Annotated in this window: 16 protein-coding genes and 1 pseudogene; 7 read left to right on the top strand and 10 right to left on the bottom strand. The window is 69.9% G+C overall.

Annotation, left to right across the window (positions count from 1 at the left end; genetic code table 11):
* Nucleotides 1–4: 4 nt before the first annotated feature.
* Both ACIBLC_RS29045 and ACIBLC_RS29050 read right to left on the bottom strand, forming a co-directional pair.
* On the bottom strand, nucleotides 5–1288 hold the full coding sequence (locus ACIBLC_RS29045; protein WP_399214233.1) for a HupE/UreJ family protein: 1284 nt from the start codon (nucleotides 1286–1288) through the stop codon (nucleotides 5–7).
* Nucleotides 1285–2490, bottom strand: coding sequence for a DUF3500 domain-containing protein (locus ACIBLC_RS29050; protein ID WP_399214234.1), 1206 nt, complete (start codon nucleotides 2488–2490; stop codon nucleotides 1285–1287). The genes ACIBLC_RS29045 and ACIBLC_RS29050 overlap by 4 nt, the downstream gene beginning before the upstream one ends.
* A 177-nt stretch (nucleotides 2491–2667) precedes the next feature.
* On the opposite strand from ACIBLC_RS29050, the gene ACIBLC_RS29055 reads away from it, so the two are divergent.
* Nucleotides 2668–3408, top strand: coding sequence for a response regulator transcription factor (locus ACIBLC_RS29055; protein ID WP_399214235.1), 741 nt, complete (start codon nucleotides 2668–2670; stop codon nucleotides 3406–3408).
* Entirely contained in the window at nucleotides 3405–4862 is a 1458-nt protein-coding gene (locus ACIBLC_RS29060) for a sensor histidine kinase (RefSeq protein WP_399214236.1), read from the top strand. Before ACIBLC_RS29055 ends, ACIBLC_RS29060 begins: the two co-directional genes overlap by 4 nt.
* A gap of 336 nt (nucleotides 4863–5198) precedes the next feature.
* Here the strand turns inward: ACIBLC_RS29060 and ACIBLC_RS29065 are convergent, their stop codons facing one another.
* From ACIBLC_RS29065 to ACIBLC_RS29085, 5 genes are all read right to left on the bottom strand, one after another.
* On the bottom strand, nucleotides 5199–6107 hold the full coding sequence (locus ACIBLC_RS29065; RefSeq protein ID WP_399214237.1) for a glycoside hydrolase family 16 protein: 909 nt from the start codon (nucleotides 6105–6107) through the stop codon (nucleotides 5199–5201).
* Nucleotides 6108–6448: 341 nt separating this feature from the next.
* Nucleotides 6449–7492, bottom strand: a complete 1044-nt coding sequence (locus ACIBLC_RS29070) for a LacI family DNA-binding transcriptional regulator (RefSeq protein ID WP_399214238.1) — start codon at nucleotides 7490–7492, stop codon at nucleotides 6449–6451.
* 99 nt (nucleotides 7493–7591) lie between these two features.
* The gene (locus ACIBLC_RS29075; protein WP_399214239.1) at nucleotides 7592–10093 is read right to left on the bottom strand and encodes a glycoside hydrolase family 3 C-terminal domain-containing protein; all 2502 of its coding nucleotides are present in this window, start codon (nucleotides 10091–10093) and stop codon (nucleotides 7592–7594) included.
* Nucleotides 10094–10160: 67 nt separating this feature from the next.
* Nucleotides 10161–11909, bottom strand: a complete 1749-nt coding sequence (locus ACIBLC_RS29080) for a discoidin domain-containing protein (protein ID WP_399214240.1) — start codon at nucleotides 11907–11909, stop codon at nucleotides 10161–10163.
* A gap of 72 nt (nucleotides 11910–11981) precedes the next feature.
* Nucleotides 11982–13076 (bottom strand): DUF1996 domain-containing protein, encoded by a 1095-nt coding sequence (locus ACIBLC_RS29085; RefSeq protein WP_399214241.1) that lies wholly within the window; start codon nucleotides 13074–13076, stop codon nucleotides 11982–11984.
* Between the two features lie 325 nt (nucleotides 13077–13401).
* Between ACIBLC_RS29085 and ACIBLC_RS29090 the strand changes: the two are divergent.
* Nucleotides 13402–13755, top strand: a pseudogene (locus ACIBLC_RS29090) (hypothetical protein); the annotation flags it as partial.
* A 470-nt stretch (nucleotides 13756–14225) separates the two neighbouring features.
* Here the strand turns inward: ACIBLC_RS29090 and ACIBLC_RS29095 are convergent.
* Nucleotides 14226–14705, bottom strand: a complete 480-nt coding sequence (locus tag ACIBLC_RS29095) for a MarR family winged helix-turn-helix transcriptional regulator (RefSeq protein WP_399214242.1) — start codon at nucleotides 14703–14705, stop codon at nucleotides 14226–14228.
* Nucleotides 14706–14792: 87 nt separating this feature from the next.
* Between ACIBLC_RS29095 and ACIBLC_RS29100 the strand changes: the two genes are divergently transcribed.
* Nucleotides 14793–15692: an alpha/beta fold hydrolase gene (locus tag ACIBLC_RS29100; protein ID WP_399214243.1), complete on the top strand. Its 900-nt coding sequence runs from the start codon at nucleotides 14793–14795 to the stop codon at nucleotides 15690–15692.
* A gap of 255 nt (nucleotides 15693–15947) precedes the next feature.
* Here the strand turns inward: ACIBLC_RS29100 and ACIBLC_RS29105 are convergent, their stop codons facing one another.
* Nucleotides 15948–16571 carry a cutinase family protein gene (locus tag ACIBLC_RS29105; RefSeq protein WP_399214244.1) on the bottom strand — a complete coding sequence of 208 codons (624 nt, stop codon included), beginning with the start codon at nucleotides 16569–16571 and terminating at the stop codon, nucleotides 15948–15950.
* Between the two features lie 282 nt (nucleotides 16572–16853).
* On the opposite strand from ACIBLC_RS29105, the gene ACIBLC_RS29110 reads away from it, so the two are divergent.
* Nucleotides 16854–18377 carry a LuxR C-terminal-related transcriptional regulator gene (locus ACIBLC_RS29110; RefSeq protein WP_399214245.1) on the top strand — a complete coding sequence of 508 codons (1524 nt, stop codon included), beginning with the start codon at nucleotides 16854–16856 and terminating at the stop codon, nucleotides 18375–18377.
* A 236-nt stretch (nucleotides 18378–18613) separates the two neighbouring features.
* On the opposite strand, the gene ACIBLC_RS29115 is transcribed toward ACIBLC_RS29110, so the two are convergent.
* Nucleotides 18614–19570, bottom strand: coding sequence for an NTP transferase domain-containing protein (locus ACIBLC_RS29115; protein WP_399214247.1), 957 nt, complete (start codon nucleotides 19568–19570; stop codon nucleotides 18614–18616).
* 97 nt (nucleotides 19571–19667) lie between these two features.
* Between ACIBLC_RS29115 and ACIBLC_RS29120 the strand changes: the two genes are divergently transcribed.
* Complete coding sequence (locus tag ACIBLC_RS29120; protein WP_399214248.1) at nucleotides 19668–20873, top strand: glycosyltransferase; 1206 nt, start codon at nucleotides 19668–19670, stop codon at nucleotides 20871–20873.
* A gap of 151 nt (nucleotides 20874–21024) precedes the next feature.
* On the top strand, nucleotides 21025–21414 hold the full coding sequence (locus ACIBLC_RS29125) for a signal peptidase I (protein ID WP_399214249.1): 390 nt from the start codon (nucleotides 21025–21027) through the stop codon (nucleotides 21412–21414).
* Nucleotides 21415–21536 lie beyond the last annotated feature (122 nt).

Genomic DNA, 21536 nt, shown 5'->3' on the forward strand with positions numbered 1-21536 from the left:
CGGCTCATTTCCCGGCCGGCGTCCAGGGCACCCGGCATCGGAGGCGGGCGGCGACGGCGAGTGAAGCGACCGATCCGGCAACCAGCAGGGGGTGCCCGACCAGCCAGGTCTGGACGCCCTCGAAGGGGTCGGAGGGCGTCAGCGTCGCGCGCTCCAGCATCCAGGACACCGAGAACACCAGCCCGATGACGGCCACCCCGATACGGAAGGCGGGGTAAAGAGGCGTGCGGGCCAGGAGCAGCAACGACGGCATCATCAGGGCGACGACGAGCAACTGGGTCAGTTCGATGCCCAGGTTGAAACCCAGCAGCGTGGTCACGAGCGAACCGCGGTCGAGGCCGAGGTCGCCGATGAGCGAGGCGAAGGCGAGGCCGTGGACCAGTCCGAAACCGGCCGCGATCAGTACTTCGCCGCGTGCCACCAGAGGCCGTAGCGCATGGACCGCGGACACCGCGATCGAGAAGGCGATGAGCGTCTCGACCGGCCGGGAGGGTACGTGGACCACTCCAGAGGCCGCCAGGGCGAGGGTGAGCGAGTGGCCCACGGCGAACGCCGACACCACGTGCACGACGCGTAGGACACTGCGGCGGGGTGGGCTGTCTCCGGCACGCCATCGGCCGCGGGCCGCCACCAGCGGAGCCGGGATGAGCAGCATCAGCAGGAACAGCAGGTGGTCGGCGCCCTCGCCGACATGCTCGATGCCGAGTCCCGCCGTGGTGGCGAAGCCCTTCAGCCAGGAGCCCTCGGCGGCCGGCACCTTCAGGCTCTTGGTGTCCCAGTCGAGGACGCCCAGGGTCTCGGCGTCGTCCGTCTTGAGGATGCCGCGGTCGAAGTCGTACCGGACTGTGGCGATGACCTTGTGGGTGAGGAGTTCCTCGACGATGACGTCGTAGCGCAGGTCGAAGTCGGTGACCTGGCCGTCCGGCGGACGGATGGTGAGCGGATAGACGAGGTGCGCCGTCCCGTCGATCGTCCGCACCGACCCGGTGCCGAGCGTGACGGTCCAGGAGTCGCCGTCCTCGCCGGCGGCGCTGATGTGCCGAGCCGCGTACCGCTTCAGGAACGCCCGGTCGGCGCCGAGGACGCTCTCCCGGGTGAGGTCGCGGTCGACGGCGATCGCCAGGCGGTCGATGGGCAGCTGCACCTCGCCCTCGACCCGGTCGTCCCGGATGTCGAGCAGGACGGCCGAGGTGCTCATCGGGTGGGCGCCGGCCGGCGACGCGAGGCCGCCGACCAGCAGGAACGCCGCGAGCAGGAGCGTGGTGAAGAGACGGCGCACGGACGTCATTCCCAGCCGTAGTCGGAGGTCTCGTCCCGGAAGATCGTGTGCTGGTGGATCTCGTCGGTCGAGGCGCCGGGCTGGTTGGAGAACTCGATCCAGGCGGACGGCCCGTCGAGACGGACGTACGTCTGGTCGTTGTCGATGGTGGTTCCGCCGCTCCACCCGATGTATGTCTCGTCGTACTCGGAGACGTACTTCTTCAACAGCCGTGACGCGGCCTGCTCGTCCAGGTCGTCGACCCAGGTGCGCAGCATCGCGGTGACCTTGGCCTGCTGCTTCTTGGTGAGGTCGCTGACGAGGACGCCCTCGGGATCGGTCGGGAAGGGGCCGTCGTTGCCGGGGCCGAGGTAGAGGTCGTCGAAGCTGCCGTCGATCTCGGCGGCGGCCAGCTCGTCCTCCGTGAGCGACTGCACGGCGCCGATGGTGGCGGCCCGCTTGTCGGCGAGCGGGGCGTAGGCCTTGTCGTTCCAGATGAACTCCTCCGGCTCGACCGCCGTCAACGTGGGCGACATCGTCACGTTCTTCCCGGCGTAGGTGATGTTGTACGCCGCGTGGTGGCCGCCGTACTGCACGGTGAACTCGCCGGTCTTGCTGGGCGTCCCGAAGAACGAGATGTAGTACCACTCCGAGCCGAAGTTGGCGCCGCCTCCGCCTCCGCCGCCTCCGGGGCCGCCACTGGGCGTACCGGACGGTGTACCGGACGCCGTGGCCGTGGGCGAGGCGGTGGACGTGGCGTTGTTGCCGCCCTCCGAGGCGTCCGTCTCCGCGGCGAGGTAGTCGTCGGCCTTGCGGATCTCGACGAGCTCCTCGTAGCCCTGCTTGCTGAGCGCGGCCTCCATGACCTTCATGGCCGCCGCGTCCTGCTCGGCGGTGAGGTCACCCAGCTTGAGGCCGTTGCGTTCCACGACCGGCGTCGGGAAGTTCGACCAGCCGGTCGTCTTCGCCTCGTCGTCGAAGTCGTAGAGAACGGTCTCCTTCTGCTCGTCGGACAGCGTCGCGAGGAAGGCGCCCGCGGCCTTCACGACCTCGGCGGTGTTGGCGCCACCGGCTCCGGTGCGGGCCGCGGACGCCGGGATGGCCTTCTTGGCGACCGCCGCCGAGGCGGACCCGGGGTCGAACGCGAGGTAGCCCGCTGTGCCGAGGGCGATGCTCAGGCACGCGGCGAGCACCACGGGACGGCGCAGCACAGGGCGAGTATGGGACGGCATGGCACTCCTGTGGCGTGAGGGGTTGGTGCCCTCATCATCGGAGCGCGGTCTCAGAGCCCGGCGGGATCCTGTCCGGAATCCGATGAGAACCGGTTCGACCGGATCACAGGATGCTCTGGCCCTGACCCACAGGATGCTCCGGCCTCGACTCACAGGGTGCTCTGCCACGATGCGGGCATGCCGGATCGTGTGCTCGTCGCCGACGACGACCGCGCCGTCAGGGAAGCTGTCGCGCGGGCCCTGAAGCTGGAGGGGTATGACGTCGTCACCGCTGACAACGGGGTGGAAGCCCTTGTTCTGACGCGCCGGGACTCCTTCGGCGCGCTCGTCCTCGACGTGATGATGCCGCACATCGACGGTGTGGCCGTGTGCCGGGTGCTGCGCGCCGACGGTGACCGCACCCCCGTACTGATGCTCACCGCACGAGCCGGGATCCCCGACCGGGCGAACGGTCTGGACGCCGGCGCCGACGACTACCTTCCCAAGCCCTTCGAGGTGCCCGAACTGCTCGCGCGCCTGAGGGCACTCCGGCGCCGGGCCGCCCTGACGGCACCGCCCGCCTCGCCGGTCGAGGAGGACGAGGCGGGAGAGGTCGGCGATGCGGGTGAGCGCCCCGGTGACGTGCTGCGGATGGCGTCACTGCGCGTCTCCCCCGGCACGCGACGCGCGTGGTGGGGCACGGTGGAACTCCAGCTGACCAGAACCGAGTTCGACCTGCTGGAGCTTCTGGTGCACAACGAAGGTCTCGTACTGGACCACGCCGCGATCTACCGGGACGTGTGGGGACCTGACGCCGGTGTGGACACGAAGAACCTCGCCGGTTACGTCGGCTATCTGCGGCGCAAGCTCACTGAAGCGGGCGCACCCGACCTGATCCGCACGGTACGCGGCGTGGGTTACGCGGCGCGGCGGCCATGAGCCTGCGCTCGCGGTTCGCGCTCGCCTTCGCCGCCGTCGGTGCCGTGGTGGCGGTGGCGGTCGGTGCGCTGAGCTACCTGGCCGCCTCCGACCGCGTCTTCGCGGAGGTCGACCGGACGCTGCGATCGACCACCGTGGCGCTGACCCGTGGCATGGAGGAACGCCAGGAGAAGCAGGTTCCGGCCGACGCGGTCACCCGGAGCCCCGTCCCCGCCCCCTTCTCCGGGCTGGACCTGCCCGACCTGGGAGAGGCGGCACCACAGCCGGTCCTGCAGGCCGTGGGCCGGGACGGTACACCCATCCGCCTGAGCGGCCCGCTGGAGGAACTGGCGGTGTCCGACGCGGCGCGCGCCCTCGCCGCCTCCGGCAGGGCCGGGCAGTCGGACACCACCGAGATCGACGCGGACGGCCACAGCTACCGCCTGCTGACGACAGCACTCGGCGAGAGCCGCGGCGCGCTGCAGGTGGCCGTCCAGGTCGATCAGACCCGCCAGGTGCTGGCCGGCATGGCACGCCAGATCGCGGTGGTCAGTCTGGCGGTCATGCTCGTCGCGGCGGCTGCGGGCAGACTGCTCGCCGGACGCATCACCCGGCGCCTGGCCCGGCTGGCCGAGGTCGCCGAGGAGGTCAGCACGGACGGACGGGTCGCCTACGTCGGCACGGAACTGGTGGGCGGACGCGACGAGGTCGGACGGCTGTCCGCGTCCCTCGGCACGATGCTCGGCCGCATCGTCGCCGCCCGCGAGGCCCAGGAACGCCTGGTGCACGACGCCGCTCACGAGCTGCGGACCCCGCTGACCAGCCTGCTGGCCAACGCCACCGTGCTGCACCGGGTCACCGAGCTGTCCCCGGACTCCCGCGACCGGCTCCTCCACGACGTCCAGGACGAGACGCGCGAACTCAGTCACCTCGTCGACGAACTCGTCGAACTGGCCCTGGCCGGTGGCCGCGAGGAAGCCGAGGAACCCGTGGACCTGACCGAGGTGGCCCGCCGTGCGGCGCGGCGCGTGTACCGGCGTACCGGCCGCCTGGTCCATGTGGACGCCGATGACTCCGTGGTCCGCGGCCGCCCCCTGGGCCTCGAACGCGCGGTGGGCAACCTCCTGGAGAACGCCGCCAAGTTCGACGCCGATGGCGGCGAGCCCATCGAGGTACACGTCCGCCGGGGAGCGATCACCGTCCGCGACCGGGGCCCCGGCATCGCCGCTGACGACACCCGCCGGGTGTTCGACCGCTTCTACCGGGCCGACAGCGCTCGCGGTCTGCCCGGGTCCGGACTCGGCCTCGCCATCGTCCTCGACGTCGCGGAGGCCCACGGCGGAACCGTGTCGGCGGGTACGCGGCCCGGCGGCGGCGCCATCGTGGGCTTCACCGTGAGCCCGTCACGTCTCCTGCCCGGGTCCGGCCGACGAAGGACGACCGCGGCGACGGACAGGACCACGACCACAAACTGAACACACGGCCGGCCTCACCGCGCAGCGGCTACCGGGAACTGGTCCGCGAGGACTACGGCGACCGGGCCGGACACGTCCTGGAGCTGTACCCGCTGCAGAACTTCGACTACCCGTGGGACGCCATCATCCAGAATCCGGCCGGACGCCCAGCGGGCCTGCGGCAACCACCAGGCCGCGCAGGGCCGGAGGAGGACTACTGCGGGCGGCCGAGCCGGTACTGCTGTCGGGGGGGGAGGCCCCTCTTGGCGACTCGCGCCACCACGACCAGTCGGGCGGGTGGCACGGTTCGGGGCGGTGAGGGGGACGGGCCCGCGCCCCATGGCGTGGGGCGGCGGGTCACTTCCACCCGTACGCGTACGCCGCCACCCACGTGATGTCGATCTGAGCGCTGCTGCCGGGCGCCGCCCCAGGGCCTTCCAGGGCACTTTCGTTCTGCATCACCCAGGAGAGAGGGCCGTCCGGCACACCGCGGTTGTCGTGACCCGTCTCACGGCCGTCGACGAAGAACCGCACATGGCCGGGCGTCCATTCCGTGGACACGGTGTGCCACTCGGTCCAGTCGTCGGCGCCGGGGAAGTAGCCCTGTTCACCGCCCCCGCACGGATGGTGGAAGGCTGAGAGCGCGCCCGTCCACTCCCCCTCGGGATGGTCCATCTCGCATCCCCCGCCGTAGTGCAGCCAGGCGGACTTGTAACCGGGCGCTGCTTTCGTCACCTTGATGCGTGCCGAGTACTTGCCGTAGGCCATGCCCATGACCGCGCGAGGCACCACCGCCGCGGAGTGGACGGGTCCGCCGTCGGCGGGACGCCACATCCGGATGAACATCCGTCCGTCGCCGTTCGGAGCGGGACCCACGCTCACGGTGTCCTCCGGGTGGTACACACCCACCACCTCCCGGCCCCGGTTCTCGGCCGTGTCGGGCCAACCAGTGGGATAGGCCCACCAGTTGTCGCGGAACGTGCCGCGTAGTCCTCCGCAGTAGGCACCGGAGGTGTCGACGTGGTGATCGCAGTCGCTGAACGAACCGCGCGGCACGCGGTCGCCGTTGAAGTCCTCCGCCAGAACCTGCCAGAAGGGACCACAGTCTCCGCGGGGCAGACGCACGGCCGTGGAACCGCAGGCGTCGGCCGAAGCGGGTGCGGCGTCGGCACGGGGAAGCCACAGGAGCGCGGCCACGAGCACGACCACCGTGGCCACCAGCAGGAAAGCGGGCCTTACCCGGTGCGTCGCCGCGTGCGAACCCATCACAGACTCCTCGGCTCTCGACTGCCGGAGTCGTCCGCCCGCACGAAGAACCAGGCGCCGAACGCCTGGAACCGCCCGGGAGGACGCCGCGTTACGTGAGAACATCCTCGCCGCTGGGATCGGCCGACGCCATCCCCAGTACCGCGGTACCGTCCTGGATCCGTCCGAGCGTGTTCCTGGGCGGCCGGGCACGATTCACCCCACGTCGACCCCGGCGGCGACGAAGCAGGGCCGTGCGCAACGCAGTTGACGGAGTCCGTGACCAGAGGAGCGCCGCCGTCGCCCCACGTCAGGACGGTCGCCCCACAACACGCCGATGGTGCAGCGCGGCGGAACCGGCCCTACGCCGATTCCCGAACCACCAGCTCGGGATCGAAGATGATCGAGGTCGGCTCGGTGCGCACGCCCCTGATGTGCTCGGCGAGCAGCCGGGCCATCGCCGCCGCCATGTCCTCGACCGGCTGACGGACGGTGGTCAGCGGTGGCCTGCAGGTGACCGCCACGCTCGAATCGTCGAACCCGACGACCGCGACGTCGTCCGGCACCCGGCGCCCCCGCTCCCACAGCACCTGGCAGATCCCCTGAGCCATCAGATCGTTGGCCGCGAACACCCCGTCCACGTCCGGGTGTTCGGCGAGCAGCTCCGTCATCGCCGCCATGCCGCTGTCGACCGTGAAGCCCCCCTGGACGAGCGGGACGTACGCGTGTCCATGACGGGCCATCGTGTCGCGGAACCCGGCCAGTCGCTCCTGGCTCGCGGACACGGCCAATGGCCCGGACACGGTGACGATCCGTCGGCAGCCCCGGCCCAGCAGGTGCTCGGCCGCGAGACGCCCGCCGTCCCGGTGCGCGAGGTCGACATAGCTGAGGGCGACCGGCCGGGAGGGCCGGGCGAACAGCACGGCGGGCAGTCCCGCACCGGCCAGCAGCGCGGGCAGCGGATCGTCCGCATGCGTCGAGACCACCAGGGCCCCGTCCGCGCTGCCCTGCCGCAGATACGTCACGACTTCCTGTCGCGCCTCGGCGGTCTCAGCGAACATGAGCACCGGATGCATCGAACGCGGACGCAGATGACCGACGACCCCGCTCACCACCCGGCCGAAGAACGGGTCGGCCAACGCCCGCGCGGCGAAGGCGTTCTGCTCCTCGTCCGAGACGTCACCGGCGCCGGACACCACGAGTGCCACAGTCTCGGTACGCCGGGTCACCAGCGATCTGGCCGCCTGGTTGGGCGCGTAACCCGTTCTGCTGATCGCCTGGCGGACTGCTTCCTGGATGGCGGGGTCGACGTTGCGGACACCGTTGATGACGCGGGAGACGGTCGCGCGGGAGACGCCCGCCTCCCGGGCCACATCCTCCAGGGTCGGGGCCAGTCTGCTGCTCATCCCCGCACCCTAACGGCACAGGTTACGGACGGCATAGAGCGCTCTCCCGGAGCACCGGATCACCCGCTCACCCGCTCACCCGCTCACCCGCTCACCCGCTCACCCGCTCACCCGCACCTCCACGCCGAGGGCCAGCGGGAGGTTCCCCGCCGAGCACCCCGCGAGCACCTGGCACGGGCCCGGTTCCGTGCGCCACGCCCTGTCCCCGATGGACCAGTGGCGCAACGCCCTGGCCGGTACGTACACCGACGCGGTCACCGTCTCACCGGGCCGCGCGCGTACCGCGGTGTATCCCGCGAGCCACCGGTGTGGGTACTCCACCTCTACGCCGGCCCGCACCAGGTAGACCTGAACGACCTCACGGCCTGTCCGCGAACCCGTGTTGCGGACCCTGACGTGCACGGTGAACGGCTGGCCGGCGGCGACCTCGCGCGGCCCGGTCAGCTCCTCGTAGACCCAGTTCGTGTAACCGAGTCCGTGACCGAACCAGTAGGCGGGGGTGCGATGTCGGCGGAGCCATGCGCGGTAGCCGGTGTGGAGGCCCTCGTCGTAGTCGAGTCCGCCCCTGACCGGCTGCGTACAGCTGATCGGAGCGTCGGAGAGTGCGACCGGCCAGGTCGTGGGCAGGCGCCCGCCCGGTTCGGCCCGCCCCAGGAGCACGTCGGCCAGGCCGGCGCCTCCCTCCTGCCCCGGGAACCAGGCCAGCAGGAGGGCGCCGACCTCGTCGCGCCACGGGAGTTCGACCGGGCCACCGCTGTTGACGACGGCAACCGTACGAGGATTGGCGGCGGCCACCGCACGGACCAGGGCGTCCTGCGCGTCCCCCAACGCGAGGCCGGAGCGGTCGTATCCCTCCGACTCGCTGTGCTCCGGGGTTCCCACCACCACGACGGCCGCGTCCGCCGAACCGGCGGCACGGGCCGCTGCCGTGATCGACCGCAGGACGTCGGGGTGCGGCGGGAGCGCGCTCACGATCGTCGCTCTGCCGGTGCCGGGCGCGAGTTCGCGCCGCGCCACGAGCAACACGTCCTGCCCCGCTGTCAGTTGCGCGACGGCGTTGTGCACCGGCGGGTTCACGTGCACGAGTGCGGGATCGTCCGTCTGTCTGGTGAACTCGTCGTCCACCAGGACGTGTTCGTCCAGGCTGAGCCACAGGCGCCCGAAGCCCGCGATGCCCAGTGTCCAGTGCCCCGTCACCAGCGGGCGCAGCCGGGCCCTGATCTCGACGGTGTGGGCGCCGGGAACAAGGGGCGGCTCCAACTGCCGTGCGCTGCCTCGGTGTTCTGCGTACAGCTCGGCTCCCGACGAGTCGAGCACACGCAGCAGAACCCCGGGCCGGCTCGACCGGGGATCCTCGCACAGGTCGACGCCCAGTGCCCGAGCGGGCTCGTCGGGTGCCGGACCGGGAACGTGGACTACCTCGGCCCGGCCGCGCAACAGAGCCCGCAGGCCCTCCAGGACGGACACCTCGTGCCGCGGGAAGACACCGGCGCTGCCCCCGCCCTGCGAACGCGTGCGAGCGGCGTACGTCCCGATGACGGCGAGTGTCCGCAGCTCCCGCCCCAGAGGGAGGACGCCCCGGTTGGCCAGCAGGACCGCCCCCGCAGCGGCCGCGCGACGCAGTTGAGCCCGGGCGTCGCGAGAGCGTACCCCCGTCGGCGCGTGGCGCTGCCGTTCATCCCGATCGCGCTCATCCGGATCGCGGTCATCCGAACCGTGATGATCCGAATCGTGGTCAGCCGATCCGCCGAGTGCCCCGACGTGCGCCGCGAGCCGGAGCAGGTGACGCACCTTGTAATCGACGGTCGATTCCGGCACGCCGCCGTCCTCCACCGCCCGGGTGAGGGCCTCGCCCCAGACGCTGTCGGGCCCCGGCATCGCGAGGTCGAGACCGGCCCGTGCGGTGTCGAGAGTGGTGCGCACGGCACCCCAGTCGGATATCACCACCCCGTCAAAGCCCCACTCGCTCCTGAGCGGGTCCGACAGCAACGGACTCGCCGTCATCGTGCGGCCGTTGACCGCGTTGTAGCCTGCCATGACGGCCATCACCCCGGCGGCGACGGCGGTTTCGAACGGGGCGAGATACACCTCCCGCAGGGCCCGCTCACCAACCCGCACATCGACGGTGAGCCGCTCGGTCTCGGAATCGTTGGCCACATAGTGCTTGGCCGCGGCGGCGACACCCTGCGCCTGGATACCGCGGATCAGCGCGGCGCCGATACGGCCGGTGAGCTCGGGATCCTCCGAGAAGCACTCGAAGTGCCGACCACCGAGAGGGCTGCGGTGCAGATTGAGGTTCGGCGCAAGGACCACGTCCACGCCCTTGCGCCGTGCCTCGGCGGCGAGGAGTGTCCCGAGCCGCTCGACCAGGTCGTCGTCCCACGTGGCACCCAGCGCCGATGCCGACGGCAGCAGCAATGCGGTCCGCCGCTCGTCCCACGACTCACCGCGTACCCCTGCCGGGCCGTCCGACATCACCAACTCCCGCAGGCCGACCGCCGGTTCGGCCGCGGTGCGCCAAGTGGACGCCCCGCTGAGCAGCCGGACCTTGGCCCGGAGTGTCAGCTTGTCGAGCAACCGGTCGAGATCGTCTTCGGTCATCCTCGCCCGTTCGTCCCTTCTCCGGGCCCGCGGGACAGGCCGGCTGCCCGCGCCGGCCGTCCGCAGGTCAGTTGTAGACGCCGAACTCGTAGAGGGAGTAGCCCCATCCGGTACCGCGTGCGGTGCCGTTGACGCGGACGTAGCGAGCGGTGCCCGAGAGGTCGAAGTCGTCGACCCCGCCATTGCCGTCGGTCACCTCGCGCAGGGTCTGCCAGTTCTGACCGTCGTCGGACGTCTGGATCGTGTACGCCTTGGCGTACGAGGTCTCCCAGACCAGTTGCACGTGCCTGAACGTGCTGCGCGTACCGAGGTCGACCCGCAGCCACTGCGGATCGCTCCAGTCACTGGCCCAGCGGGTGTCGTTCTTCCCGTCCACGGCACCCGCGGCGGTGCAGGGGCAGTCGCCGCCGCCCGTCTGGTACGAGGAGGCGGTCGCCGGCCTGCCCAGGGCGAGGTTGGTCCCGTCGACGATCGGCGGCACCACCCGGACGGAGCGCGTCTCGACGCCGACGTTGCCCCTGCCGTCCGTGGCCTTGACGTAGATCTTCCAGACACCCGGCCGGTCCGGTGCGGTGACTCTCAACCGACCACCACCGAGGTCGGTGTGCGGCCGTGGCGTCAGCTGCTTGCTCTGGTCGACGTAATTGCTGTTTTCCAGGACCTCGTACGAGATCACGTCCCCGTCCGGGTCGCTCGCCCTGACCGACAGCGTGAGGTCACGCCCCGCCTGCACGTTGCCCGCGTCGCCCTCGACGGACAGAGCGGAGACGACCGGCGGAGTGTTGTCGCGCGAGGTGTCGGTGCCGTACGCCCGCTTCACCGCGTAGTACGACAGCCGCTTCTGTCCGGCGGGCAGCAGGTTGAACCAGATACCGCCGAAGTCGTACTCGGTGCCGTAGTGGAACATCGTGGCGCCGAGCGCGACACCCCGGTGCCCGGTGACACAGCCCCATGCCCTGGTGTACCCCTCGGCCTTGGCCTGGTCGGTGGGCTCCCGGGGGACGCCGTTGGCGTCGTCGGGCACCTCCCACTCGCCCGCTGGGCCGCTCTCGGTGACGATGTAAGGCTTGGTGTAACCACCCTGCTCCCAGGCCGACTTGATGTCGCACACGGCGTTGTAGGCGTTGACCGCGTACAGGTCGAGGTCGGGTGCGTTCCTCTTGTAGTAGGGCCATGCGCCCACCCACGCGTCGGTCGAGGTGACCGGATGGTTGGTGTCGACCGCGTGGATCTTCTTCGTGACGTCGTTGACGAAGGTGGTGTAGGCGTTGCGCTGCCGTTCGAGCTCGTCGCCGCTGTAGCAGTTCTGCAGGCCGAGCACCGACTCGTTGCCGACGTTCCACATCAGCACACCGGGGTGGTCCTTGTACTCCTGGACCCACTTCGGGAACTCGTCGAGCATCTGGTTCTTGTACGCGGTGTCCGTCAGGTAGTTCACACAGCCGCCGCTGCCCGGACCACCGCCGGGCTGCAGCCAGAACCCGGCGACGACCTTGATGCCGTTGGCGGCAGCGGAGTCGAACAGGGCCCTGCTGGAGGCGTCGGTGCCCCAGGTGCGGATGGTGTTGACACCCATGGATCTGACGTCGGGCATGTACCGGCCGGCGTCGGCCACCGCCGGGCCCCAGGTCAGGCCCTTGACCTGGTACGGGCTGCCGTCCACGGTCAGCTGCCAGTCGCCCTGGGAGCCGGTCACCCTGACGACGCTGCCGGCGGCGTGTGCCTGCTGCGCGGGCAAGGAGAGGGCGCCGGCGGCCAGCAGCCCTGCGGTGAGAGGCGCCGCGATGCGGCGCGTGCGGGTACGAGGTGGGCTCATGCGGGGTCTCCGATGTGGGGGTGGAGGAGGCGGCCGGGCCGTGGCGGGGTGTTCCGGCCCGGCCGCCCCGGTTCAGGGAAGCTCGTAGTTCTCGTTGAGCGCCGCCCCGGCTTCGGGGTGTGTCTGGTCGTAGCCGCGCGCGTCGCACTGCAGGCCGCCGACGAGACAGTGACCGACCAGCGCGTTGAGGGTGGGCGCGTCCCAGGCGTTGAAGAAGTCGTAGTGGAACGACCAGCTCGGTCCGCTGGCCAGCCTCACCTGGGAGAGATCGCCGTTGACGGGGAACGCCATCTTGAACTCGACCATCGGCAGGGCGACCGGGTGGCTCGCGGGGCAGATGTTGTTGTTCGTTCCGGGATTGACCACGGGATAGGCCATGTGGCTCTTGTGGTCCGGTGTGTCCAGATACCGGCCGTCCCAGCAACTGGGCGCCTGGAAACGGATGTTGAGCTGAACGTCCGGACGGCTGGGGCAGTTTGCCGGGAAGTCGACGTTGAAGAAGCTGTCGCCGCACTCCCAGCCCTCGACGAAGCCGCGGTGACCGCGGAACTCCTCACGGGTCTGGGTCGGGCTACCCACGAGGAACCGCAGCCCCTTGGGGAAGGGACGCACGCTCGTGTAGTCGGTGACGCCCGCCTTGTAGTAGATGACCTGCGGGCCGACGGGCCGTACGGGCTGGTCCCCCTTGAAGAGGGTGGGCATCCAGTAGCCCGACCTGTCACCGGGCGCGTTGCAGGTGGTGGTGGCCCCGCCGAGCGAGTCCGTCGTGCTGTTCGCGTTCGTCGACCGGTTGCCCATGAAGGTGTGGTCGTGGGACTTGCCCGGCTGCTGCGGGTAGACGATCGGGTCGTCCGGCTTGGTGTGGCTCACCGAACAGTTGGCCTGGAACTCGTGGAAGTAGCGGTGGGGCGGTTCGTTCGTGGACGGCTGAACGCCGGTCACCGGCGGGTTCGCGGGGATGTAGCCGTCACCGTCGGGGTCCTCCGGGGAGGCGGCGGTCGACACCGCCATGGTGTGGCCCGCGTGCTGGGCGGTGGACGCCGCTGTCGCATCGTTCGGCGGTGTGGAAGTGCCGGCGGTGGCCGCGACACCGCCCAGACCGAGCGAGGTCAGCAGTAGGGCGCCGGCGATCAGGGTTCCTGAGACGATCCGCGATCTCCGTGGCATGGAGACCTCCTGAAGACGTCGATGGGGGAACTGCGTGTGTGGGGGCGGCCCATGAGACGGAGCCGCGGAAGCGGGAGATCAATGGGAGAGCGCTCTCCCGTGACGGAGTGTTGAGGCGGGGTGCAAGAGTGTCAAGGGATCCGACGGAAGGGGCGGCTGGGTTTCTCTCGAATACCTCTTGAACACGCCACCGAGCGGAAGATCGGCCATCAGGTGGGTGAAAGACCGTCAAATGCGCCTGTAGTTGCAGGACTTACTGGGTGGTGAGTCACAACCTCCTTGACTCCGGTCGCAACTCTTGACGCGCGGTTCACACGGATGAAGCATGCAACGGCGAGAGAGCGCTCCCCCACTCCCCCGCCGTTCGTTTCCTGAACCGGGAGAGCCGCCCTCATGCCCGCTTCCCCGATGGATCCCCCCCAACTCCCACCCCTCCGTGGGCCGTCGAACCGTTCTCGGTGCCGCAGCCGCCGTGGCGACCGGTTCCGCTCTGTCCGGACTGTCCTCATCCGCGTCGGCCGCCTCCACGGCGACGAAAGCCGCCCGTGCCCTTCCCGGCGGCGGCGACCTCGGCCCGAACGTGATCGTCTTCGACCCGTCCATCGCCGGGATCCAGGCCGAGCTGGACGAGGTGTTCCGGCAGCAGGAGTCGGCGCAGTTCGGCGACGGCCGCTTTGCACCACCTCCTCGCCGTCTCGCTCGGCGGTGCGGGTCAGTACGCCCACGTCGTCAACGACATCGGGGCACCCACATCGGGCACGTCCACGGTGCCGTCCACGGTGGTCTCGTATCCCTGAACGGGAACCTGCCCCTCGCGATCGCCCCGCCCCGCCTCCGCCTTTGACCGGCGGGGACGGCGGCGGAGGACGGGTGTGCAGTCGGCGAACGGATTACCGCGCCCTGACAACTGGTCCGGATCCACGCGCAGGCACGCATCACCTTCCTGTTGCCATCCAGGGCTGGTGTGCATGCCACCCCGTCGGAACCGGCATAGGTCGTCAGGAGAGGACCGTCCCAGGGAGCGTTGGCGCTTGGGTGACGTTCGCCTCGGGCGGTGCGGTGCGCACGGTTATGCCTCAGGGGCGAGATCCGGACGCGGCAAGTCACTCCACTTTGGATGCCTGCGGGCGGTAGACCGACGGTTCCCGGCTACACCGACTCGCCGAGGTCTTGCGCGATCCAGCCGGGTGCGTCCAGGCGCACGGGCTGGGCGCCAAGCAGCGCCGCCAAGTGCGTCTCAAGGCTCGCGAGTTCGGCAGAGCCGATCTGCCGCTCCCACTGGTCGCGCAACTCGTCGAAGATCGCTTCACCCTGTCGCAGCACCTCGAAGCCGAGTGCGGTGACCTGAAGGCGTTTGCGGCGGGCGTCCAGGGGGTCCGTGTCGCGTGCCACGTATCCGCGTTCCTGCAGCACCGCGATGGTTTTCGCCGCTGCCTGCTTGGAGACCGACAGGCGTCGGCCCAGTTCTGAAGCGTTGTCCGCACCGGCGGTGATGGCCCGCATGGCGAAGTCGTGGACGGGACGCACGTCCTCGTAGCCGCGGCGGGCCAGTTCGGCGGTCGCGGCGTCCACCAGCGAGCGGAAGCCTCCGAGCAGGAGCAGTGCGAGATCAGCGCCGGATCGTGACATGGAAGAAGAATACGGCCACGAGCTGGACAACGACAACCTTGTTGTCTAACGTCATGGACAACAAGGTTGTCGAAATGAGGAGAAGCAATGGACGCCATGCCTACTGGCCGCACACTTCCGGGGATCACGCACCACCGCGCGGAGGTCAACGGAACCCGGTTGCACTACGCGGCGGCGGGAACCAGCGGATCGCCGGTCCTCCTGGTCCACGGGTTTCCCGAGACCTGGTGGACTTTTCACAAGCTCATCCCGCTCCTTGCGCAGACCCACCGAGTCTTCGCCGTCGACCTGCGCGGCTTCGGCGACTCCGACAACGGACCTGGTCAGTACGACAGCACGACCTCGGCCGAGGACCTGCACCTCCTCATCGAACATCTCGACGTCGGCCCGGTCCACCTCACCGGGCAGGACATCAGCGGGGCGACCGTCTTCCGCCTGGCGACCACCCACCCGCAGAACGTCCTCAGTTTCACCGCGATCGAGATGGGCCTGCCGGGGTTCGGCCTCGAAATGCTGGCCGACGTCACCCACGGCGGAGCCTGGCACATCGGCGTTCTCGCCGCCCCCGGCATCCCCGAGATGCTCCTGGCAGGCCGCGAGCGCGAATTCCTCGGACAGTTCGCATTCCCCGCCTTGAGCACGACTCCCGGAGCGATCACTGACGCCGACATCGAGGAGTTCGCCCGCACCTACGCGCGCCCCGACGGCTGGCGCGGAGCGATCGGCCTCTACCAGTCGATGCTGCGGGAGGGCCCCGAAATCAAGGTTCTCGCCGACACACACGGCCTGAACGTGCCCGTACTCGCGGTCGGCGCGGGCGGAGGTCCCTTCACGGCCGGCACCATGTCCCAGGCCACGGCCACCGAAGTGGACTCGGTATCACTCGACGGCGTAGGCCACTATGCCGCGATGGAGGCCCCCGACGAGTTGGCGAAGGTCATTCTCGAATTCGTCGGAAACATCGACGCCGTCCAACAGTCCAGGTGAACAACGGGAAGGATCACCCTGCCGTGGGCCTTGACCCGGAATCCTGGACACCCACCCCGAAGCCGCCCTCACCCTCCACGGAATCCCTCGACCAAACCGGACGAACGTGACTCTCCCCGGGGCCCTGGAGAACCGTGAGAGGTGGCAACCCCAGGAAATCAGGAACTGAACCATGTCAGTTCGCGGTACATCGCACCGTACTGGCGTGGTCCCGCCGTCGGGCCGCCCGCGTGGAGCGGGGCGGCCCGATCCGGCTCAGCCGAGGTTGATCTTGTCGACGGCGAAGCGCGCCCCCGTCTGTACGCTGCCGTTGACGTGGTAGGTGAGGTGTGCCGCCGTATTGCGGCCGTTGCCGCACACCGGGTCGCCGGTGTTGCAGAATTCCTTCGCCTTCGCGCCGTAGAGCCCGCCGGCCGAGTTGATGGTCCGCCCCGACAGCCGCAGCGGGTTGCCGAAGACCACGACGGCCTTGACCTTGGGAGCCAGGTCGGTGGGGATGGTCCGGCCCCTGCCCAGCGTCGTACGGATACCGAGGGCGATGTCGGTGACGCTGGCGCCCTGGGAGTAGCCGCCGAGAACGAACGAGGTGTTCGGGCAGTTCGCGGCGGTGGACCGGACGTGGTCCGTCATCTCTGTGGCGCCCGGTCCGGCGCTGGTCTGCGAGAAGTTCGCCGCGTAGTCGACGGCGTGGGAGGTGACCGTCTTGCCGGGCAGCCCGCTCTTGATGTTCCGCACCAGCGGTGCTCCCGTGATGCCGAGCCCCGGGGCCTCGCCGGAGCCGCGTGCGAAGACGACCTCGACGTCGGAGCACGGGGCGGCGGAGGCCATCGACGGCAGGAGCGTGAGTCCGGCGGCGCCGAGAGCACCTGCGGCGGCCACGGACACGATCGTGAGCCGACGGCGTGATGCGCGGTGAGACATGGGAGTACCTCTTTCCTGAGCGGTGGTACGAGCGCTCCCGAGGCATCCGTTCGGACCTGTTCGTCGAGCGCAACAGCAACGTAGGAAGCGCCGCGCCCCGTGCGTATCAGTGGAATCACCAGTCGCCCACCGGTCAACCTCTTGCCGAACGGCAGGTCGAGCAATACGGGGAATCGCGCCCGAGCAGATCCGTCGCTCGCTACGCTCGGCACAGCGAGGCCACAGGGAACGGTGGTGCACGTGGGCCATGAAGCGACCCGGGAGGACTCCGACCACCGGGCCACTCCCCCTGTCGGCGACGAACTCCCGCAGGCGCACGCGGAGATGAGCCAAGGTCTCCTGCTGCTGCGGGACGGCCCGGTCTCCGACGCGTACAACCTGCTGCTGCTCACCTCCACGACCCTGCGTACGGCCGACCCCGCCCGCTCACGCACGGCCTGCGTGCACGCCACGCTCGCGGCTTGGGCAGGCGGTGATCGTGACGGCTACCGCAGAGCTCTCGACGAGCTGTGCACCCCCCTCGGGCCCCGAAGCGCTGTCGTGCACGACGCGGATGACCGCGGCCCGGCCGACACCCTCTGGCGGACCTACCGCGACGGCATGCGCTGCCTGGTGGACGGGGACTTCCACCGCGCCAACGCCCTCCTCCGTCCCGTACTCGGCGTGCTGACGGCTCAGACCGAGGTACCGGGCTTGATGTCGGCCGGCACGATCGCGCTCATGCTGGGCGACCTCGCGACGGCACGCCATGTGCTCGGCGTCGCGCTGGCCACCGCCCGTGCCGACGGAGCGACGGCTCTCGTTCCCCGCGTCCTGGAGCATCTCGCGTACGCCGAACTGCGGGAGGGCAGCTACCACCAGGCCCGCGTACACGCCGAGGCCGGCCTGGAGGCGGTGGGCGAGCACGGGCAGCGGAACGTGGCGGCAGGGCTGTCGGCCGTGCTGGCGCTGGCCGCCTCGATCGCGGGCGGGGCGGCGACTGTCGCCACGCACGCCCAGGCGGCACTGCGCACCGCCCACGCCCACGGACTCAGTCAGACGAGCACGCTCGCGGAGTGGGCACAGGCCCGCGCCGACCTCGGGAACGGCAATGCGGAGCATGCCGCCGCACGGCTCGCCCCGCTCGTCCACAGCGGCCCGCGGCAAGGGCATTTCGGACTGTGGGTGATGACGGTTCCCTGCTACGTCGAAGCCGCCGTGCTCGCGGGTCACGACGTCGAAGCGGGAGAGGTGATCGACCAGTACGCCGTCTGGGCGGCCATGGGTGCCGACCCGCAGGCGCCGGCGCTGCTGTCGCGCTGCCGGGCGCTCGTGGCGGGTGACGAGCGGAGCGAGGAACTGTTCGCCGAGGCCCTCGCGCGGCACGAGAAGGCCAACGGCCCCTACGAACACGCCCGGACGCATCTCGCGTACGGGATGTGGCTGAGGCGCAGGCGCCGACCCGGCGAGGCCAGGGTCCAACTGCGCTCCGCCGTCATGGGGTTCGAGCAGAGCGGCGCGGACGTATGGACCGACCACGCCCGCGCGGAACTGCGTGCGGCGGGTGAGGCGCCGCCCGCCGGCACACCCGGACCCGGACCACTGAGCCTGCTCACTCCCCAGCAGTTGCGCATCGCCCGCTCCGTCGCCGGAGGCGCCACGAACCGCGAGGTGGCCCGGCAGCTCTCGATCAGCACACGCACGGTCGAGTACCACCTGCGGAACGTCTTCACCCAACTCGGAGTCCGCTCCCGGGTCGCCCTCACCCGGCTTCTCGCGGACTAGGTGTGCGCAGACGCGGGGCCCGCTCGCGTACGGCCGACGGGACGGCCGCAACAGCTACTGCCCGACCGCGGCCGGACCGCCCTGGACCTGCTCGCCGGGGAGGACGGTGCGGGAGGGGACCGGCCGTGCAGACATGAAGGCGATCCCTCTGCTGGACGCCCCTTCGCGGAGAAGCCGCTCAGGACATCGCGCGTGCGCCGTGCCCACCGCGCACGAACGCGTCGACGCGCAGGAAGTCAGCCCGCGGGCGTGTTGTAGTTGACGATCCCCTCCACCATGAGAGCGACCGCACCGGCCAACGGGTTGGTCGTTCCTATGCCCACGACGTCGGGCAGCTTGTGCGCCTCGGTCTCGGTGACGGCCACCATGCCCCAGAACGCGTTGAATCCCGAGGGATCCGCAGGCTTGTCGGTGGCCGCCCCCACGGTCAGAACGCCTTCCGTCTCGGTCACGGCCAACGCGCCCATCTGCCGGAGAATGTCGTGATCCCGTTCCTTGGCGGCCACTACGCTCCAGCCCGCCACCTCCACCTGCCGTAAGGCGTCAAGGAGCTTGCCGGGCGTGTCCGACCCCACGACAACGATGTCGGGAAGCACGAGGGCCACGGGCCCCTGTGTCATCGGCAGGGCGGACCGGATGGCCCCGTCGAGACCAGGTCCGACCGACTCGTCCTGGTAGACGAAGACCATCTGAAAGGTGTCGGCATAGCGAACGAGATAACTTACCGTCTCCAGCTTGTGCGTTCCGAACACGACGACCAGGCGCACATTGAGTCCGCTCTTGGCGAGTTCGACGACGGCTTCCAGGCTGCGGTCCAGCACGGTGACCCCAGGAGCCAGACAGTGCAACTCCTTCGGGTAGGGCGCCCCGAAACGTGATCCGTATCCCGCACAGGGCAGGATGACCGAAACATCAGGTACGGGTGTGGACGAACTCTGCATCGAGTGGCACTCCGGTCGTGTGGACGATGGGGGAACTTGCACACCTCGCCGAGCACAGACTGCCCAGAGCCGACCGAAGCTGAACCTCCAGCCCCACGCGCACCGTAGCCACCGCGCTGACTGTTCCCGATACCTCCCGATGGCACAAGTCTGCTGCGAAATAGCCGAGTTGACCATCGCAACCAGGCGCGAGGATGCGAGGCGACCATCGCCTACCCTGGCCGACACGCGACCTACACTGCTGCCGATCATTTCCGACGATCGACGTGTCGCCGCCGCCCGCCAACACCCCAGAGCCTGGGCGGAAACGACAGAAACGCATGGAAGACCCGACGAAAGAGGACGCTGAATGCGGGTGCTGTTGTCTACATACGGGACACGTGGCGACGTCGAACCGCTGGTGGCACTCGCGGTACGGCTACGGGCGCTCGGCGCGGAAGTGCGGATGTGCGCCCCGCCGGACGAGGAGTTCGCCGAGCGGCTCGCGGGTATCGGGGTGCAGCTGGTGCCGGTCGGGCTACCTGTCAGGGAGTTGATGCGCGGGAAGACCCTGCCCTCGGCGACGGACCTGGCCCGCTACAGGAACGAGTTGGTCGAGACGCAGTTCGACGCCTTCCCTGCGGCGTTCGACGGATGTGACGTGGTGGTGGCGGCAGGTCTGGGGCAGGTCGCCGCGCGATCCGTGGCCGAGGCCGCGGGTATCTCCTACGTGTACGTGAGCTATGCGGCGGTCCACCTGCCGTCGCCGTACCACGCGCCACCGCCGCGGCCGGGCTGGCCGGAGCCCGAGGCCGCCGACAACCGGACACTGTGGGAGTTGGACGCCCAGAACGTCGACGCGCAGTTCGGCGAGGCACTCAACGGTCACCGGGTGGCGCTCGGCCTGCCGACGGTGGACAACGTGCGCGATCACATCCTCACCGACCATCCATGGTTGGCGGCGGACCCAATCCTGGGATCGTGGCGGGAGACCCCAGGCCTCGACGTCGTACAGCCAGGCGCGTGGACCCTCGCGGACGAACGACCCCTCCCGGCGGACCTGGCGGGGTTCCTGGACGCGGGCACCCCGCCGGTCTATGTGGGCTTCGGCAGCATGTCCCCGGCCGAAGGCATCGGCGGCATGGCCGTCGAGGCGATCCGCGCACAGGGGCACCGCGTGCTCGTGTCCCGCGGTTGGGCCGACCTGGATCTCATCGACGGCGGGGACGACTGCTTCGCCATCGGCGAGGCCAACCATCAGAACCTGTTCGGCAAGGTGGCCGCTGTGGTCCACCACGGCGGCGCGGGTACGACGCTGACGGCGGCCCGAGCGGGCGCGCCGCAGGTGGTGATACCGCTCCGGCTGTCGGACAACCCGTACTGGGCCGGCCAGGTGGCGGCATTGGGCCTCGGTGCGGCCCTCGACGCTCCGACCACGACCGTCGAATCCCTGGGCATCGCGCTCAAGGCTGCTCTGGCACCCGAGACCCGGGCGCGCGCGAAGTCGCTGGGAAGCCGGCTCCGCACCGACGGAGCGGAGGTGGCCGCACGCTGGTTGGTCGACGCGTCGCGGTGAACGAGGCCGGCCCGCAGTGCCCGGACCGATCCGGGCGAGGGGACCCCGGGCGGGGTGAACCCGTCCGGGGCTTCGCCATGTGGGGACCATGGCCCCGCAGTTGACCGCGCTGCGGCTGACACCGCACCCTCGGTTGCTACCGTTCGGGTTCATGGATGACGGCGTGTACGTAGGCAATGCGGGCAGCGACGCGGCAGGGAACCAGGGATGGCTGCTCGGGCACTTCAAGGAGCAGGGCGATCCCCGACACAGTGACGCCGTCGAGGTCAAATGGGGTGTCCATCCACGCGGTGAGCAACGAGCACAGTGGGTGCAGGGCGAGGTACGGACAGCTCTGCTGGTTCTCATCACAGGACGCTTCCGTATGGAGTTCCCCGGCCGCAGCGTGCTGCTGGAGCGACAGGGCGACTACGTCGTCTGGGGCCAGGGGGTGGATCACTCCTGGTTCGCCGAGGACGACTCCGTGGTCATGACCTTGCGATGGCCCTCTGTCTCCGGATACGCCATCCCCGACGAGGCGCGCGCGGCACGGCCGAGGTGAACCATTGACCTATTGTCGTCCACTATCTCCGGGCAAACCCCTTAATGTCGCACGCCTAGCGCGAACAAGGTTCCCTTACCGATTGGGTGTGACGTGGGTCACGGTTGACCACCCTTCAATCG

Origin of the sequence: Streptomyces sp. NPDC050535 (genome assembly GCF_044457665.1) — a bacterium.
Classification (GTDB): Bacteria; Actinomycetota; Actinomycetes; order Streptomycetales; family Streptomycetaceae; genus Streptomyces.